Origin of the sequence: Kitasatospora sp. NPDC059747, assembly GCF_042732955.1 — a bacterium.
Taxonomy (GTDB): domain Bacteria; phylum Actinomycetota; class Actinomycetes; order Streptomycetales; family Streptomycetaceae; genus Kitasatospora.
Window position 1 is genome coordinate 105,960 of sequence record NZ_JBHWGV010000004.1, and the last position, 16,684, is coordinate 122,643.

The window sequence follows — 16,684 nt, forward strand, 5'->3', positions numbered from 1 at the left end:
TGGCGAACAGCATGAAGATCAAGAAGGGTGACCTGGTTCAGGTCATCACCGGCAAGGACCGCGGCAAGCAGGGCAAGGTCATCCAGGCCATGCCCGCCGAGAACAAGGTCCTGGTCGAGGGTGTGAACCGGGTCAAGAAGCACACCAAGCCGGGCCCGGGCACTCAGGGTGGCATCGTCACCGTCGAGGCCCCGGTGCACGTCTCCAACGTCCAGCTGGTCGTGGAGAAGGACGGCAAGAAGGTCGTCACCCGCGTTGGCTACCGCTTCGATGACGAGGGCAACAAGATCCGCGTTGCCAAGCGAACCGGTGAGGACATCTGATGTCTGAGACGACTGTTGAGAAGGTGACCCCCCGTCTCAAGGAGCGTTACAACTCCGAGATCAAGGGTCAGCTGCAGGAGCAGTTCTCGTACGAGAACGTCATGCTGACGCCCGGCCTGGTCAAGGTCGTCGTCAACATGGGTGTCGGCGAGGCCGCCCGTGACAGCAAGCTGATCGAGGGCGCGATCCGCGACCTGACCGCGATCACCGGTCAGAAGCCGGCCGTGACCAAGGCCCGTAAGTCCATCGCGCAGTTCAAGCTGCGCGAGGGCCAGCCGATCGGCACCCACGTCACCCTCCGCGGTGACCGCATGTGGGAGTTCCTGGACCGTCTGGTGTCGCTGGCCCTGCCGCGTATCCGTGACTTCCGTGGCCTCTCCCCGAAGCAGTTCGACGGCCGTGGCAACTACACGTTCGGTCTGACCGAGCAGGTCATGTTCCACGAGATCGACCAGGACAAGGTCGACCGTCAGCGCGGTATGGACATCACCGTCGTGACCACCGCTCAGACCGACGACGAGGGCCGGGCGCTCCTGCGCGCTCTGGGCTTCCCGTTCAAGGAGGCGTGAGCCAATGGCGAAGAAGTCCCTCATCGCGAAGTCCGAGCGCAAGCCGAAGTTCGGCGTCCGGGCCTACACCCGGTGCCAGCGCTGCGGCCGTCCGCACTCGGTGTACCGCAAGTTCGGCCTCTGCCGTGTCTGCCTTCGTGAGATGGCGCACCGCGGCGAGCTGCCGGGCGTGACCAAGAGCTCCTGGTAGTCCAGAGCTTTAGGCACCGCTAGCGACGCAGAGGTGCCCGGCCCCACATCAGCCCGTTTTGGGCTCCCGTACGGATTCCCGTAAGGTTGTGGGGTCGGGCCCCCTGCCACGGCTTCCCCATGGATGCCCGTGGCCCTTCTCTGGGAGGGCTCGCACCCAGTCTTACGACGCCGCAGGTCCCCTGCGTCTGTGCCCCCGCCGCACTCCTCGGAGTGCGGCGGGGGGACCTGGCGCGGAGAAACCACGGCGAGAGAGGCCTGAGGCCATCATGACCATGACCGACCCCATCGCAGACATGCTCACTCGTCTGCGTAACGCGAACTCGGCGTACCACGACTCCGTGGCGATGCCGGCGAGCAAGATCAAGGCGCACGTCGCCCAGATCCTGCAGCAGGAGGGGTACATCTCCTCCTACAAGGTTGAGGAGCCGGCCGAGGGCGAGGTCGGCAAGAAGCTGACCATCGAGCTCAAGTTCGGTCCCAACCGTGAGCGCTCCATTGCCGGCATCAAGCGCATCAGCAAGCCGGGTCTGCGCGTTTACGCAAAGTCCACCAACCTGCCGAAGGTGCTCGGCGGCCTGGGCGTGGCGATCATCTCCACGTCCTCGGGTCTCCTCACCGACAAGCAGGCCGCCAAGAAGGGCGTAGGCGGAGAAGTTCTCGCCTACGTCTGGTAATTCGGGAAACGGAGGTACAGCAATGTCGCGCATTGGACGGCTGCCCATCCAGGTCCCCGCTGGCGTGGACGTCACCATCGATGGCCAGGCGATCTCGGTGAAGGGCCCCAAGGGTTCCCTCACTCACGTCGTCGCCGCGCCGATCGAGATCGGTAAGGGCGAGGACGGCACGCTGCTCGTCACCCGCCCCAACGACGAGCGTCTGTCGAAGGCCCTGCACGGTCTTTCCCGCACGCTGGTGGCGAACATGATCACCGGCGTGACCGCGGGCTACCGCAAGTCGCTGGAGATCAGCGGTGTCGGCTACCGAGTTCTGGCGAAGGGCTCCGACATGGAGTTCCAGCTGGGCTACAGCCACCCGATCCTGGTCGAGGCCCCCGAGGGCATCTCCTTCGTCGTCGAGTCGGCCACCAAGTTCCACGTGGACGGCATCGACAAGCAGAAGGTCGGCGAGGTCGCCGCGAAGATCCGCAAGCTGCGCAAGCCGGACCCGTACAAGGCCAAGGGTGTCAAGTACGCGGGCGAGGTCATCCGCCGCAAGGTCGGAAAGAGTGGTAAGTAAGCGATGAGTGTCTCTGTCAAGATCGGCAAGGGCAACGCCTACAAGAGCGCCGCTCGCAAGCGCCGCGCGATCCGCGTTCGCAAGCGCGTCGTCGGCACCGAGGTGCGTCCGCGCCTCGTTGTGACGCGTTCGAACCGTCACATGGTCGCCCAGGTCATCGACGACGCCAAGGGTCACACCCTGGCGTCGGCGTCCACCCTCGACGTGTCCATCAAGGGCGCCGAGGGCGACAAGACCGAGCTGGCCAAGAAGGTCGGGAGCCTGGTCGCCGAGCGCGCCAAGGCCGCCGGCATCGAGTCGGTCGTCTTCGACCGCGCGGGCAACCGGTACGCCGGCCGCATCGCCGCCCTGGCGGACGCGGCCCGCGAGGCCGGGCTCGACTTCTAAGCCGCTCGTCGACTCAGTCGACGGACGTAATCGAGAGAGGTAATTCCAATGGCTGGACCCCAGCGCCGCGGTAGCGGCGCCGGCGGTGGCACCGGCGGTGGCGAGCGGCGCGACCGTAAGCGTGACGACCGGGGCAACGCCCCCGCCGTCGAGAAGACCGCTTACGTCGAGCGCGTTGTCGCGATCAACCGTGTCGCCAAGGTTGTCAAGGGTGGTCGTCGCTTCTCCTTCACCGCGCTGGTCGTGGTGGGCGATGGTGACGGCACCGTGGGTGTTGGTTACGGGAAGGCGAAGGAGGTTCCGGCCGCCATCGCCAAGGGTGTTGAGGAGGCCAAGAAGAACTTCTTCAAGGTCCCCCGTATCCAGGGCACCATCCCGCACCCCATCCAGGGTGAGAAGGCCGCCGGCGTCGTGCTCCTGAAGCCCGCCGCCCCCGGTACCGGTGTTATCGCCGGTGGTCCGGTGCGCGCCGTCCTGGAGTGCGCCGGCATCCACGACATCCTGTCGAAGTCGCTCGGCTCGGACAACGCGATCAACATCGTGCACGCCACCGTGGCTGCTCTGAAGGGCCTTGTGCGCCCCGAGGAGATCGCCGCCCGTCGTGGCCTGCCGCTGGAGGACGTGGCCCCCGCCGCTCTGCTGCGGGCGCGTGCTGCTGGGGTGAGCGCCTGATGGCTCGCCTGAAGATCACGCAGACCAAGTCGTACATCGGCAGCAAGCAGAATCACCGTGACACCCTGCGTTCGCTTGGTCTCAAGCGCATGCACGACGTCGTGGTGAAGGAGGACCGTCCCGAGATCCGCGGGATGGCCCACACGGTCCGTCACCTGGTGACGGTTGAGGAGGTGGACTGATCATGGGCGACAACCCGATCAAGATCCACAACCTGCGTCCCGCCCCGGGTGCCAAGACCGACAAGATCCGCGTGGGTCGTGGTGAGGGCTCCAAGGGTAAGACCGCTGGTCGTGGCACCAAGGGCACCAAGGCCCGCTACCAGGTTCCGCAGCGCTTCGAGGGTGGCCAGATGCCGCTCCACATGCGCCTGCCGAAGCTGAAGGGCTTCAAGAACCCGTTCAAGATCACCTTCCAGGTCGTCAACCTCGACAAGCTGGCCGAGCTCTACCCGCAGGGTGGAGAGGTCACGGTCGAGGACCTGGTCGCCAAGGGCGCGGTTCGCAAGAACTCCCTCGTCAAGGTGCTCGGCACCGGCGAGATCTCGGTCGCGCTGCAGGTGACGGTCGACGCCGTCTCCGGCTCCGCCGCCGCGAAGATCACCGCCGCCGGCGGTACGGTCACCGAGCTCGTCTGAGCCCGCTGATCACAGCTCCGAACCCCGCACTTCCTCCGGGAAGTGCGGGGTTCGCGCTTTTCCGGTTCGGCCACGGACCGAAAACCGGCCGGAGTGGTCCTCGTTCTTTTGTGTGGCAAATCCGGGCATCCCGTACCCCGTGAGTGGGGGAGGGGCCGTACGCGCTTCTTCCGAGTGGCTGCGCACTGTTAGAGTCCGTGGAGTTCCCTTGTAGGCTGCGCGTAGGCTCGCCTGTGCCGTCTGTACGGGGGCCCGAACCGCAAACTCCCCATTCAGGACCGACCCTCCCGCCGACGACGTGCGGGAGGCGCAGGAGGCACCGTGCTCAGTGCGTTCGCGCGGGCGTTCCAGACGCCCGACCTGCGCAAGAAGCTGCTGTTCACGCTGGGCATCATGGTGCTGTTCCGGCTGGGCTCGCACATCCCGATTCCCGGCGTGAGTTTCACGGCCGTGAACGAGTGCGTGAAGGAGACCAAGAACAGCGGCCTCTTCGGGCTCGTCAACCTGTTCAGTGGTGGCGCGCTTCTTCAGCTCACGATCTTCGCGCTCGGCATCATGCCGTACATCACGGCCAGCATCATCCTCCAGCTCCTCACCGTCGTGATCCCGCGACTCGAGGCGCTGAAGAAGGAGGGCCAGGCCGGTACGGCGAAGATCACCCAGTACACCCGCTACCTGACCATCGCGCTCGCCGTGCTCCAGGGCACCGGCATCGTCGCGACGGCCTCCAGCGGTGCGCTGTTCTCCGGCTGCCCGCTGGCGAACCAGATCGTGCCGGACACCGGGGTGTTCCGGGTCGCCGTCATGGTGCTCACCATGACCGCCGGCACCACCGTCATCATGTGGCTGGGCGAGCTGATCACCGACCGCGGCATCGGCAACGGCATGTCGCTGCTGATCTTCACCTCGATCGCGGCGCAGTTCCCCTCCAACATGTGGGCGATCAAGCAGTCCGGCACCATCGGTGGCGGCTGGGTCGAGTTCCTCTCCGTCGTGGCCGTCGGCGTCATCGTTGTGATGCTGGTCATCTTCGTCGAGCAGGCCCAGCGCCGGATCCCGGTGCAGTACGCGAAGCGCATGATCGGCCGCCGCGCGTTCGGCGGCACCTCGACCTACATCCCGCTCAAGGTGAACCAGGCCGGTGTCATCCCGGTCATCTTCGCCTCGTCGCTGCTGTACATCCCCGCCCTGGTGGTCCAGCTGACCAACAGCCAGGCCGGCTGGGCGACCTGGATCCGGACGAACTTCGTCAAGGGTGACCACCCGATCTACATGGCCACCTACTTCCTGCTGATCGTCTTCTTCGCCTTCTTCTACGTCGCGATCTCCTTCAACCCCGAAGAAGTTGCCGACAATATGAAGAAGTATGGTGGCTTCATCCCGGGCATCCGGGCCGGCCGGCCGACGGCCGAGTACCTGAACTACGTGCTGACCCGGATCACGTGGCCGGGTTCGCTCTACCTGGGCCTGATCGCGTTGATCCCGATGATCGCCCTGGTCGCCTTCGGACAGCAGACCAACTTCCCGTTCGGCGGCACCAGCGTTCTCATCGTCGTCGGCGTCGGACTCGAAACTGTGAAGCAGATCGAGAGCCAGCTCCAGCAGCGCAATTACGAAGGGTTCCTCCGCTGATGCGTATCGTCCTCGTTGGTCCTCCCGGGGCCGGGAAGGGTACTCAGGCGCACCTGCTCGCCAAGACCCTGTCCATCCCCCACATCTCCACCGGAGACCTGTTCCGCGCCAACATCGGCCAGGGCACCCCGCTGGGGCTCGAGGCCAAGAGCTACATGGACGCGGGTCGCCTGGTGCCGGACGAGGTGACCATCGGGATGGCCAAGGACCGGATGCTGCAGGCGGACGCCGCGAACGGCTTCCTGCTCGACGGCTTCCCCCGCAACCTGGGCCAGGCGAAGGCGCTGGACGAGTTCCTCGTCGAGCAGGGCATCACGCTCGATGGCGTGCTGGACCTGGAGGTCCCCGAGGACGAGGTCGTCCGCCGGATCGCCGGCCGGCGCCTGTGCCGCAACGACGGCGGCCACGTGTTCCACGTGGACTACAACCCGCCGAAGGTCGCGGGCGTCTGCGACGAGTGCGGCGGCGAGCTGTACCAGCGCTCGGACGACACCGAGGAGAAGGTGCGCACGCGCCTGGAGGTCTACCACACGGAGACCGAGCCGATCATCGACTACTACGTCCAGCAGGGCCTGGTGGCGACGATCTCGGCGCTCGGCAAGGTGGACGAGGTGACGCAGCGCGCGATCGAGGCGCTGAAGCAGGACAGCTGAGTTTTTTAGCGACGTACGTACGGCCGCGCTCCCTATCCCGGGCAGCGCGGCCGTACGGCGTCGTACGGTGGTACGCAGTGGCAAACGGAACGTGGAAGGCGTGACCCTGATGGTGGAGATCAAGACCCCCGAGCAGATCGCGAAGATGCGAGCGGCCGGGCTGGTCGTCGCCGAAGCGCTGAAGGCCTGCCGTGAGGCGGTCGCCCCGGGGGTGACGACCCAGGAGCTGAACGACGTCGCGGACAAGGTGATCACCGACCACGGCGCCACCTCCAACTTCCGCGCGCACCACGGCGGCCTGTGGTTCCCGGGCGTGATCTGCGCCTCGGTGAACAACGAGGTCGTGCACGGCATCCCCGGCGACCGGGTGCTGCAGGAGGGCGACATCATCTCGATCGACTGCGGCGCCATCCTGGACGGCTGGCACGGCGACGCGGCGATCACCGTCGCCGTCGGCGAGGTCCGCCTCGAGGTCGAGATGCTGAGCCGGGTGACCGAGGGCTCGATGTGGGCCGGCATCGCCCAGATGAAGAAGAGCAACCGCCTGGTCGACGTCTCCAAGGCGATCGAGGGCTTCATCCGCCGCCAGCCGCTGCCGCCGAAGGGCAAGTGGGGCATCACCGAGGGCTACGGCGGTCACGGCATCGGCACCGCGATGCACATGGAACCGCACGTCCTGAACTACGTCGAGCGCGGCCGCGGCAAGGGCCCGAAGCTGATCCCCGGCACCGTGCTGGCGATCGAGCCGATGGTCTCGCTGGGCACCCCGCACACCACCGTGCTGGAGGACGACTGGACGGTCGTCACCAACGACGGCACCTGGGCCTCGCACTGGGAGCACTCCGTCGCCGTCACCGAGCAGGGCCCGCTGGTCCTGACCGCCTTCGACGGCGGCAAGGCGGAGCTCGCGAAGCTCGGCGTCACGGCCGCGCCGGACCCGCTCGCGTAGTCGCCCGGCGGCCGACTGCCGTCGCCGACAAGGCACCGGAGCCCTGGAGGTTTGGACCTCCAGGGCTTTTGTCCTATTTTTATCGGCTGGCAGTGGCTACTTGTGGGCTCAGAGCGAGGAGAGAGCACGTGCTCAAGGGATTTCGCGACTTCATGATGCGCGGCAACGTCGTCGACATGGCGGTCGGTGTCGTCATCGGGGCCGCGTTCACCGGGGTGGTGACCGGCTTCGTGTCCGCGTTCCTCACCCCGCTGGTCGGCGTGGTCGTCGGCGCGGCCGGCGACTTCAGCTCGTACAAGGCGACGGTCGCCAACGTGACCTTCCCGTACGGGCAGTTCCTCAACGTGGTGATCGCGTTCGTGATGACCGCCGCGGTGCTCTACTTCTGCGTCGTCCTGCCGGTGAGCAAGGCCACCGCCCGGTACATGCCCAAGAAGCCGGCCACCCCGAAGCGTCCGTGCCCCGAGTGCCTGACCGACATCCCCGAGGCGGCCCGCCGCTGCTCGGCGTGCACCGCGCACGTCGAGCCGCTGGCGGTGTCCGCCGGGGTGTGACGCGGCCGTCCCGCGGGAGCCTCGTTTTGGCCCATCGGACGCGCTGGCGTAGGATGGACCGTCGGCTCACTCGTAGCGTGCTTCAGCGCGCCCTCTTCCCCTCGGGGACGGGGTGAACCCAGGTTCGCACGAGCGTTCCGCATACGGTAGCCGGTCCCGGAAGGTGGATCTCGCAGTTCATGGCTAAGAAGCAAGGCGCCATTGAGATCGAGGGCACCGTGATCGAGTCTCTGCCGAACGCGATGTTCAAGGTCGAGCTGCAGAACGGTCACAAGGTCCTCGCGCACATCAGTGGCAAGATGCGCATGCACTACATCCGCATCCTGCCGGACGACCGGGTCGTCGTGGAGCTCAGCCCCTACGACCTCACGCGCGGCCGGATCGTCTACCGCTACAAGTAAGAACGTCAGATCTAGACCCGGAGAACCTGAACATGAAGGTCAAGCCGAGCGTCAAGAAGATCTGCGACAAGTGCAAGGTGATCCGCCGCCACGGCCGGGTCATGGTGATCTGCGACAACCTGCGCCACAAGCAGCGCCAGGGCTGATCTCTCCCCAGCATTTCTCGTAGTACTTCGCGCGACGCGAAAAACGTCATAAGCGGGCTACCCGATCCGTCTACGGGACACCGGACGGACTGCCGCCCCCGGTCAGAGGCCGGGGCTCCCTCATCGTGAGATGTCGGAGTAGGTAGCACGCAAGACCTCTGAAGAAACACAGGAGCCTTGAATGGCACGCCTCGCCGGCGTTGATCTCCCCCGTGAGAAGCGGATCGAGATCGCCCTTACCTACGTGTACGGCATCGGCCGTACCCGCGCCCAGCAGACCCTGGCCGAGACCGGTGTCAACCCGGATGTCCGCGTTCGCGACATCTCCGAGGAAGACCTCGTCAAGCTGAGCCAGTACATCGACGCCAACTACACGGTCGAGGGTGACCTCCGCCGTGAGGTGGCCGCCGACATCCGCCGCAAGGTCGAGATCGGCTGCTACGAGGGTCTGCGTCACCGCCGTGGCCTGCCGGTCCGCGGCCAGCGCACCCACACCAACGCGCGTACCCGCAAGGGCCCGCGTCGCGCGATCGCCGGCAAGAAGAAGCCGGGCAAGAAGTAGTCCGTCCCGTAACCGGACATCCCTCCGGCCCGCGGGTCAGCGGACCGACCACCTCAGTAGGAGAACAGACTTATGCCCCCCAAGGGTCGTCAGGCTGCCGGCGCGAAGAAGATCCGCCGCAAGGAAAAGAAGAACGTCGCTCACGGCCACGCGCACATCAAGAGCACGTTCAACAACACCATCGTTTCGATCACCGACCCCGCGGGCAACGTGATCTCCTGGGCCTCCGCCGGCCACGTCGGCTTCAAGGGCTCGCGCAAGTCCACCCCGTTCGCCGCGCAGATGGCCGCCGAGGCCGCTGCCCGTCGCGCGCAGGAGCACGGCATGCGCAAGGTTGACGTCTTCGTGAAGGGTCCGGGCTCCGGCCGCGAGACCGCGATCCGTTCGCTCCAGGCCACCGGCCTGGAGGTCGGCTCGATCCAGGACGTCACCCCCACCCCGCACAACGGCTGCCGTCCGCCGAAGCGCCGCCGCGTCTGACGCAGCGCCTTCGGGCACGCTGGGTCCTGCTTTAAACCACGTACGGGGTCTCGTTTTGTGCGAGACCCCGTACGCTTGGTCCTGTCGGCATCAAATAGTGGGTGCCGAAGACAACCGGAGGATTACCCCCCATGCTTATCGCTCAGCGCCCCTCGCTGACCGAAGAGGTCGTCGACGAGTTCCGCTCGCGGTTCGTGATCGAGCCGCTGGAGCCGGGCTTCGGCTACACCCTCGGCAACTCCCTGCGCCGCACGCTCCTGTCGTCGATCCCGGGTGCCGCTGTCACCAGCATCCGCATCGACGGCGTCCTGCACGAGTTCACCACCGTGCCGGGCGTCAAGGAGGACGTGACCGACCTCATCCTCAACATCAAGCAGCTGGTCGTCTCCTCGGAGCACGACGAGCCGGTCGTGATGTACCTGCGCAAGCAGGGCCCGGGTGTCGTCACCGCCGCCGACATCGCGCCGCCGGCCGGTGTCGAGGTGCACAACCCGGAGCTGGTCCTCGCCACGCTGAACGGCAAGGGCAAGCTGGAGATGGAGCTGACCGTCGAGCGCGGTCGCGGCTACGTCTCCGCCGTCCAGAACAAGGCCTCCGGCCAGGAGATCGGCCGCATCCCGGTCGACTCGATCTACAGCCCCGTGCTGAAGGTCACCTACAAGGTCGAGGCCACCCGTGTCGAGCAGCGGACCGACTTCGACAAGCTGATCGTCGACGTCGAGACCAAGCCCGCCATGCGTCCGCGCGACGCCATGGCCTCGGCCGGCAAGACCCTGGTGGAGCTGTTCGGCCTCGCCCGCGAGCTGAACATCGACGCCGAGGGCATCGACATGGGCCCGTCCCCGACGGACGCCGCCCTGGCCGCCGACCTGGCGCTGCCGATCGAGGAGCTGGAGCTCACGGTCCGCTCCTACAACTGCCTCAAGCGCGAGGGCATCCACACCGTGGGTGAGCTCGTGGCCCGCTCCGAGGCCGACCTGCTCGACATCCGCAACTTCGGTGCGAAGTCGATCGACGAGGTCAAGGCGAAGCTGGCCGGCATGGGCCTGGCCCTCAAGGACAGCCCGCCCGGGTTCGACCCGACCGCGGCCGCCGACGCCTTCGGCGCCGACGACCTGGACGACGCGGGTTACGCCGAGACCGAGCAGTACTAAGAGATTTGGCCGCGGGGGCGGTTCTCGCGAGGACCGTCCCCGTCGTCGTGAAAGTCGTGCGGGCACAGTGCCCGTACGCCCGCTGCGGTACCTGGTACGGCCGCAGTCGGAGATCCAAGGAGTAATTCCATGCCGCGTCCCACCAAGGGTGCCCGCCTCGGCGGTGGCCCGCACCACGAGCCGCTGCTGCTCGCCGGTCTGGCCCGTGAGCTGTTCCAGTACGGCCGCATCACCACCACCGAGGCCAAGGCCCGCCGCCTGCGCCCGCTGGCGGAGAAGCTGATCACCAAGGCGAAGAAGGGCGACATCCACAACCGTCGCCTGGTGCGCAAGACGATCACCGACATCGCCGTGCTGCACACCCTCTTCACCGAGATCGCGCCGCGCTACGAGAACCGCCCGGGTGGCTACACCCGCATCACCAAGGTCGGTCCCCGTCGTGGCGACAACGCCCCGATGGCCGTGATCGAGCTGGTCGAGGCGCTGACCGTCGCGCAGACCGCCGTCGGCGAGGCCGAGGCCGCCACCAAGCGCGCCGTCAAGGAGGCCGACGAGGCCGCCGCCGTCGAGACCAAGGCCGACGAGGCCGAGGCCGCCGAGCAGGCCTGACACCTCTAGGTGTACCGCGGGCCCGTTCTCCCAGCGATGGGGGAGCGGGCCCGTTCCTTGTCTTCGAGGTCCCCGGGAGAAGAGAAGCAGTGGTCAACGATTGCGCCGAGCAGCCGCCGGTGAAGGACGGCCCGGCCGACGGCTACGTCCGGGTCCGGCTCGACCTCGCCTACCACGGCGCCGAGTTCTCCGGCTGGGCCCGCCAGAAGGGCGGCCGCCGGACGGTCCAGGAGGAGATCGAGAGCGCGCTGCAGGTCGTCACCCGCAGCGGCGAGCTGTTCCCGCTGACCGTGGCCGGCCGCACCGACGCCGGCGTCCACGCGCGCGGCCAGGTCGCGCACGTCGACCTGCCGGCCGAGCTGTGGGAGGCGCACCGCGAGAAGCTGCTGCGCCGGCTGGCCGGGCGGCTGCCCGGGGACGTCCGGATCTACCGGGTCGGCGAGGCGCCGCCCGGGTTCGACGCGCGCTTCTCGGCGATCTGGCGGCGCTACGCGTACCGCGTGGCCGACCACCAGGGCGGGGTGGACCCGCTGCTGCGCGGGCACGTGCTCTGGCACGACCGGCCGCTCGACCTCGACCGGATGAACGAGGCCGCCAAGCTGCTGCTCGGCGAGCACGACTTCGCCGCGTACTGCAAGAAGCGCGAGGGCGCGACGACCATCCGCACCCTGCTGGAGCTCCACTGGGACCGCGTCCCGGTGGACCCCTACGCCGCCCAGGAGGGCTCGCTCGCGGTCGCCACCGTCCGCGCCGACGCGTTCTGCCACAACATGGTCCGGGCGCTGGTCGGCGCGATGCTGCTGGTCGGCGACGGGCACCGGCCGGTGGAGTTCCCCGGCGAGGTGCTGGCCGGCGGCGTCCGCAACTCGGCCGTCAACGTGATCCGGCCGTACGGGCTCACGCTGGAGGAGGTCGGCTACCCGGCCGACGACCAGCTGGCCGAACGCAACCGCCAGGCCCGGCGCATGCGGACCCTGCCCGGGCAGCCGGCCGCCGGTTAGGGCCCGTCTCCGGAGGCCGGCCCCAAATCCGTTTTGGCCGGAGGCGTCGGCTTGGGACAATCGCTCCCATGGGACACGTCGAGATTTCGCACCTTGAGTACTACCTGCCGGACGGACGGGTGCTGTTCGACGACGCGTCCTTCCGGGTCGGCGAGGGCGCCGCGGTCGCCCTGGTCGGGGCCAACGGCGCCGGCAAGACGACGCTGCTGCGCATGATCGCGGGCGACATCCAGCCGCACGGCGGCTCGGTGACGATCAGCGGCGGGCTCGGCGTGATGCGCCAGTTCGTCGGCACCACCGGCCGCGAGGACCGGTCGGCCACTCCCGGCGCGCTGCCGGCCGACGCCTCCGTGCGCGACCTGCTGGTCTCCGTCGCCCCCGAGCGGATCGCCACCGCCGCCCGCGCGGTGGACGCCGCCGAGCTCGCGATGATCGCGCAAGACGACGAGAAGACCCAGATGGCCTACGCCCAGGCGCTCTCCGACTGGGCCGACGTCGGCGGCTACGACTACGAGACCGACTGGGACGTCTGCACCATGGCGGCCCTCGGCGTGCCCTTCGACAAGGCCCAGTGGCGCGGCCTGAACACCCTCTCCGGCGGCGAGCAGAAGCGGCTCGTCCTGGAGACGCTGCTGCGCGGCCCGGAGGAGGTGCTCCTCCTCGACGAGCCGGACAACTACCTGGACGTCCCGGGCAAGCGCTGGCTGGAGGAGGCCATCAAGGCCACCTCGAAGACCGTGCTGTACATCTCACACGACCGCGAGCTGCTCTCGAAGACCGCGGACAAGATCATCGCCGTCGAGTCCGGCGCGGCCGGCAGCAGCGTCTGGGTGCACGGCGGCGGCTTCGACAGCTTCCACGAGGCCCGCAAGGACCGCTTCGCGCGCTTCGAGGAGCTCGGCCGGCGCTGGGACGAGGAGCACGCCAAGCTCAAGAAGCTGGTCGTCACCCTGCGCCAGGCCGCCTCCGTCAGCCACGCGCTCGCCACCCGCTACGCCGCCGCCCAGACCCGGCTGAAGAAGTTCGAGGAGGCCGGCCGCCCGGAGGAGCCGCCGCGCGAGCAGAGCATCACCATGCGGCTCAAGGGCGGGCGCACCGGCGTCCGGGCCTTCACCGTGGAGCAGTTGGAGCTCACCGGCCTGATGCAGCCCTTCGACCTGGAGGTCTTCTACGGCGAGCGGGTCGGGGTGCTCGGCGCCAACGGCGCCGGCAAGTCGCACCTCCTGCGGCTGCTGGCCGGCGACGAGACGGTCGCGCACACGGGGGCGTGGAAGCTCGGCGCCCGGGTCGTCCCGGGCCACTTCCGGCAGACGCACGCCCACCCGGAGCTGTTCGGGCGCACCGTCCGCTCGATCGTGGAGGAGGAGCACGCGCTCAGCCGCGGCGCCGCGATGGGCGCGCTGCGCCGCTACGAGCTGGACCGGCAGGAGGAGCAGAAGTTCGAGTCGCTGTCCGGCGGCCAGCAGGCCCGGCTGATGATCCTCAAGCTCGAACTCTCCGGCGTGACGGCCCTGTTGCTCGACGAGCCGACCGACAACCTGGACCTGGAGAGCGCCGAGGCGCTGCAGGCCGGGCTGGAGGCCTTCGAGGGCACGGTGCTGTGCGTCACCCACGACCGGTGGTTCGCCCGGACCTTCGACCGCTACCTGGTGTTCGGGGCCGACGGCCGGGTGTTTGAGTCGTCCGAGCCGGTCTGGGACGTCACCCGGGTCGAGCGCGAACGCTGAGTGACGGGCGGCCGGTCCCGCGGCCGGTGGGAGCGGGATTTTGACCCCTCCCCGCCCGCCCGGTAACCTGGACGCTTGATGTGCGTATTGGCTCGCTCTATCTCACGTGAGAGGTCGGTACGCCGGAGACATCAGGTCGACGACCAGCGGTCACCCTTGAATTGCGTCCAAGGGTGATCAGGCTGCTCTTCCGTCCGGGTGCTCCTGTCAGGACTCACTCACTGAAAAGCGAAGGCTACGACCGTGCGTACGTACAGCCCCAAGCCCGGCGACGTCCAGCGTCAGTGGCACGTCATCGACGCGACCGACGTCGTGCTCGGCCGCCTGGCTTCCCAGGCCGCCAACCTCCTCCGGGGCAAGCACAAGGCGATCTACGCGCCGCACGTTGACACTGGTGACTTCGTCATCATCATCAACGCCGACAAGGTGCACCTGTCCGGTAACAAGAAGACCCAGAAGCTGGCCTACCGCCACTCGGGCTTCCCGGGCGGTCTGCGCTCGGTGCGCTACGACGACCTGCTGGCGAACAACCCGGAGAAGGCCGTCGAGAAGGCCATCAAGGGCATGATCCCCAAGAACAGCCTGGGCCGTCAGATGCTCTCGAAGCTGAAGGTCTACTCGGGCGACCAGCACCCCCACGCTGCCCAGCAGCCGGTGCCGTTCGAGATCACCCAGGTCGCGCAGTAATTCGGCCACCAAGCCCCCCAACACTGAAAAGAGCTGAGGAACACCGTGGCCGAGACCACTGAAACCCTTGAGGTCGACTTCGACGAGGCCGTTGAGGCCGTCGAGGGCGAGTACACCTCCGAGGAGAGCTACACCTCCGAGTCGCTGGCCGGCCGCTTCGGCGAGGCCGTCCCCGGCGCCGGCCTGGGCCGTCGCAAGGAGGCGATCGCCCGCGTGCGCATCGTCCCCGGCACCGGCCAGTGGAAGATCAACGGTCGCACCCTCGAGGGTTACTTCCCCAACAAGGTGCACCAGCAGACCGTGAACGAGCCCTTCAAGCTCCTCGAGCTGGACGGCCGTTACGACGTCGTCGCCCGCATCAGCGGTGGCGGCGTCTCCGGCCAGGCCTACGCGCTGCGCCTCGGCGTGGCCCGTGCCCTGAACGAGGCCGACGTGGACAACAACCGCGGCGCGCTGAAGAAGGCCGGCTTCCTGACCCGTGACGCCCGCGCCGTCGAGCGCAAGAAGGCCGGTCTGAAGAAGGCCCGCAAGGCGCCGCAGTACAGCAAGCGCTAATCGCGTCCCAGGGGGTGCGTACCGCCCTGGCGGCGCCGCCCCCTGGTTTGCGCAACCGTCGCCCCGGAGTACCACGTGTACTCCGGGGCGACGCGTTCCCCGGCTACTGTGCGGCGGCCGGGGACCGAGTGGACTTCCGGGACTGGTTGATGGAGGACGGGACAGTGGGACGACTCTTCGGTACGGACGGCGTGCGCGGAGTGGCCAACGTGGGCCTGACGGCGGAGCTCGCGCTCGGCCTGTCGGTCGCGGCGGCCCACGTGCTCGGCGAGGCCGGCGCCTTCGACGGCCACCGGCCGGTCGCGGTGGTCGGTCGCGATCCGCGGGCGTCGGGCGAGTTCCTGGAGGCCGCGGTCATCGCGGGCCTGGCCAGTTCCGGCGTCGACGTGCTGCGCGTCGGCGTGCTGCCCACCCCGGCCGTGGCGTACCTCACCGGCGCGCTCGGCGCCGACTTCGGCGTGATGCTCTCCGCCAGCCACAACGCGATGCCGGACAACGGCATCAAGTTCCTCGCCCGCGGCGGCCACAAGCTGGACGACACGATCGAGGACGCGATCGAGGCCCACTACCGCGCCCACGCCCTCGGCGGCGAGGAGTGGAACCGTCCGACCGGCGCGGCCGTCGGCCGGGTGCGCGAGTACACCGAGGGCTTCGACAAGTACGTCGCCCACCTGATCGGCGTCCTGCCCAACCGCCTGGACGGCATCAAGGTCGTCATCGACGGCGCCCACGGCGCCGCCGCCTACGTCGCCCCCGAGGCCTTCGCCCGGGCCGGCGCCGAGGTCGTCCACACCCTGGGCGCGGAGCCCACCGGCCTCAACATCAACGACGGCGTCGGCTCCACCCACCTGGACCGGCTGCGCACGGCGATGAAGGAGTACCAGGCCGACCTCGGCATCGCCCTCGACGGCGACGCCGACCGCTGCCTGGCCGCCGACGCCGACGGCAACGAGGTGGACGGCGACCAGATCATCGCCATCCTCGCCGTCGCCATGAAGGAGGCCGGCACCCTGCGCCGCAACACCGCGGTCGCCACCGTGATGTCCAACCTCGGCTTCAAGCTGGCGATGGAGCGCGAGGGCGTCGACCTGGTGGAGACCGCCGTCGGCGACCGCTACGTGCTGGAGGCGATGAAGGAGCACGGCTTCGCGCTCGGCGGCGAGCAGTCCGGCCACGTCATCCTGCTGGACCACGCCACCACCGGCGACGGCACCCTGACCGGCCTGATGCTGGGCGCCCGCCTGGCCGCCACCAAGCAGCCGCTCGCCGACCTGGCCGCCGTGATGACCCGGCTGCCGCAGGTCCTGATCAACGTCAAGGGCGTCGACAAGGGCCGCGTGAAGACCAGCACCGAGCTGGCCGCCGCGGTCGCCGAGGCCGAGGCCGAGCTGGGCTCCACCGGCCGGGTGCTGCTGCGCCCGTCGGGCACCGAGCCGCTGGTGCGCGTCATGGTCGAGGCCGCGGACGCCGTCCAGGCCGAGGGCGTCGCCGCCAAGCTGGCCGAGGCCGTGCGGACGCACCTGGGCTGAGCCCGGACGTGACGAAGGCCCCCGCCGCG

Annotated in this window: 24 protein-coding genes; all 24 read left to right on the top strand. The window is 68.4% G+C overall.

What is annotated here, in order from left to right; all coding sequences use genetic code 11:
* The first annotated feature begins 11 nt into the window (after positions 1–11).
* The 24 genes from rplX (at position 12) to glmM (ending at position 16,655) form a co-directional block, all read left to right on the top strand.
* Positions 12–323 carry a 50S ribosomal protein L24 gene (rplX, locus tag ACFV4G_RS03230; protein WP_030055828.1) on the top strand — a complete coding sequence of 104 codons (312 nt, stop codon included), beginning with the start codon at positions 12–14 and terminating at the stop codon, positions 321–323.
* Complete coding sequence (gene rplE / locus ACFV4G_RS03235; RefSeq protein WP_030393302.1) at positions 323–892, top strand: 50S ribosomal protein L5; 570 nt, start codon at positions 323–325, stop codon at positions 890–892. The genes rplX and rplE overlap by 1 nt, the downstream gene beginning before the upstream one ends.
* A gap of 4 nt (positions 893–896) precedes the next feature.
* The gene (locus ACFV4G_RS03240; RefSeq protein WP_030055830.1) at positions 897–1,082 is read left to right on the top strand and encodes a type Z 30S ribosomal protein S14; all 186 of its coding nucleotides are present in this window, start codon (positions 897–899) and stop codon (positions 1,080–1,082) included.
* Between the two features lie 268 nt (positions 1,083–1,350).
* Positions 1,351–1,758: a 30S ribosomal protein S8 gene (gene rpsH / locus ACFV4G_RS03245; RefSeq protein WP_030280781.1), complete on the top strand. Its 408-nt coding sequence runs from the start codon at positions 1,351–1,353 to the stop codon at positions 1,756–1,758.
* Positions 1,759–1,780: 22 nt separating this feature from the next.
* Complete coding sequence (gene rplF / locus ACFV4G_RS03250) at positions 1,781–2,320, top strand: 50S ribosomal protein L6 (RefSeq protein ID WP_380435917.1); 540 nt, start codon at positions 1,781–1,783, stop codon at positions 2,318–2,320.
* 3 nt (positions 2,321–2,323) lie between these two features.
* Positions 2,324–2,707 carry a 50S ribosomal protein L18 gene (gene rplR / locus ACFV4G_RS03255; RefSeq protein WP_030280785.1) on the top strand — a complete coding sequence of 128 codons (384 nt, stop codon included), beginning with the start codon at positions 2,324–2,326 and terminating at the stop codon, positions 2,705–2,707.
* A gap of 48 nt (positions 2,708–2,755) precedes the next feature.
* Entirely contained in the window at positions 2,756–3,379 is a 624-nt protein-coding gene (gene rpsE / locus ACFV4G_RS03260; protein ID WP_030055834.1) for a 30S ribosomal protein S5, read from the top strand.
* Positions 3,379–3,561: a 50S ribosomal protein L30 gene (gene rpmD / locus ACFV4G_RS03265; protein ID WP_030055835.1), complete on the top strand. Its 183-nt coding sequence runs from the start codon at positions 3,379–3,381 to the stop codon at positions 3,559–3,561. Before rpsE ends, rpmD begins: the two co-directional genes overlap by 1 nt.
* 2 nt (positions 3,562–3,563) lie before the next feature.
* Positions 3,564–4,016, top strand: a complete 453-nt coding sequence (rplO, locus tag ACFV4G_RS03270; RefSeq protein ID WP_380435919.1) for a 50S ribosomal protein L15 — start codon at positions 3,564–3,566, stop codon at positions 4,014–4,016.
* A 321-nt stretch (positions 4,017–4,337) separates the two neighbouring features.
* A complete protein-coding gene (gene secY, locus ACFV4G_RS03275) occupies positions 4,338–5,648 on the top strand; it encodes a preprotein translocase subunit SecY (protein ID WP_380435921.1) in 1,311 nt (436 codons plus the stop codon).
* Entirely contained in the window at positions 5,648–6,301 is a 654-nt protein-coding gene (locus ACFV4G_RS03280) for an adenylate kinase (protein ID WP_380435923.1), read from the top strand. The genes secY and ACFV4G_RS03280 overlap by 1 nt, the downstream gene beginning before the upstream one ends.
* A 109-nt stretch (positions 6,302–6,410) precedes the next feature.
* Positions 6,411–7,250: a type I methionyl aminopeptidase gene (map, locus tag ACFV4G_RS03285; protein WP_380435984.1), complete on the top strand. Its 840-nt coding sequence runs from the start codon at positions 6,411–6,413 to the stop codon at positions 7,248–7,250.
* Between the two features lie 128 nt (positions 7,251–7,378).
* Positions 7,379–7,804, top strand: a complete 426-nt coding sequence (mscL, locus tag ACFV4G_RS03290) for a large conductance mechanosensitive channel protein MscL (RefSeq protein ID WP_380435925.1) — start codon at positions 7,379–7,381, stop codon at positions 7,802–7,804.
* Positions 7,805–7,983: 179 nt separating this feature from the next.
* Complete coding sequence (gene infA / locus ACFV4G_RS03295) at positions 7,984–8,205, top strand: translation initiation factor IF-1 (protein WP_003956442.1); 222 nt, start codon at positions 7,984–7,986, stop codon at positions 8,203–8,205.
* A 32-nt stretch (positions 8,206–8,237) separates the two neighbouring features.
* On the top strand, positions 8,238–8,351 hold the full coding sequence (gene rpmJ / locus ACFV4G_RS03300; RefSeq protein WP_003956441.1) for a 50S ribosomal protein L36: 114 nt from the start codon (positions 8,238–8,240) through the stop codon (positions 8,349–8,351).
* A gap of 181 nt (positions 8,352–8,532) precedes the next feature.
* Entirely contained in the window at positions 8,533–8,913 is a 381-nt protein-coding gene (gene rpsM, locus ACFV4G_RS03305) for a 30S ribosomal protein S13 (RefSeq protein ID WP_097237495.1), read from the top strand.
* Between the two features lie 72 nt (positions 8,914–8,985).
* Entirely contained in the window at positions 8,986–9,393 is a 408-nt protein-coding gene (gene rpsK, locus ACFV4G_RS03310; protein WP_030232513.1) for a 30S ribosomal protein S11, read from the top strand.
* Between the two features lie 131 nt (positions 9,394–9,524).
* Complete coding sequence (locus ACFV4G_RS03315; RefSeq protein WP_030055844.1) at positions 9,525–10,547, top strand: DNA-directed RNA polymerase subunit alpha; 1,023 nt, start codon at positions 9,525–9,527, stop codon at positions 10,545–10,547.
* Between the two features lie 129 nt (positions 10,548–10,676).
* Complete coding sequence (rplQ, locus tag ACFV4G_RS03320; protein WP_359962289.1) at positions 10,677–11,156, top strand: 50S ribosomal protein L17; 480 nt, start codon at positions 10,677–10,679, stop codon at positions 11,154–11,156.
* Positions 11,157–11,245: 89 nt separating this feature from the next.
* Entirely contained in the window at positions 11,246–12,157 is a 912-nt protein-coding gene (truA, locus tag ACFV4G_RS03325) for a tRNA pseudouridine(38-40) synthase TruA (RefSeq protein WP_380435927.1), read from the top strand.
* Between the two features lie 68 nt (positions 12,158–12,225).
* Positions 12,226–13,884, top strand: coding sequence for an ABC-F family ATP-binding cassette domain-containing protein (locus ACFV4G_RS03330; RefSeq protein WP_380435929.1), 1,659 nt, complete (start codon positions 12,226–12,228; stop codon positions 13,882–13,884).
* 243 nt (positions 13,885–14,127) lie between these two features.
* Complete coding sequence (gene rplM, locus ACFV4G_RS03335) at positions 14,128–14,571, top strand: 50S ribosomal protein L13 (protein WP_030055846.1); 444 nt, start codon at positions 14,128–14,130, stop codon at positions 14,569–14,571.
* Positions 14,572–14,616: 45 nt separating this feature from the next.
* The gene (rpsI, locus tag ACFV4G_RS03340) at positions 14,617–15,126 is read left to right on the top strand and encodes a 30S ribosomal protein S9 (protein ID WP_049649053.1); all 510 of its coding nucleotides are present in this window, start codon (positions 14,617–14,619) and stop codon (positions 15,124–15,126) included.
* A 164-nt stretch (positions 15,127–15,290) separates the two neighbouring features.
* A complete protein-coding gene (glmM, locus tag ACFV4G_RS03345) occupies positions 15,291–16,655 on the top strand; it encodes a phosphoglucosamine mutase (RefSeq protein ID WP_380435932.1) in 1,365 nt (454 codons plus the stop codon).
* Positions 16,656–16,684: the final 29 nt, after the last annotated feature.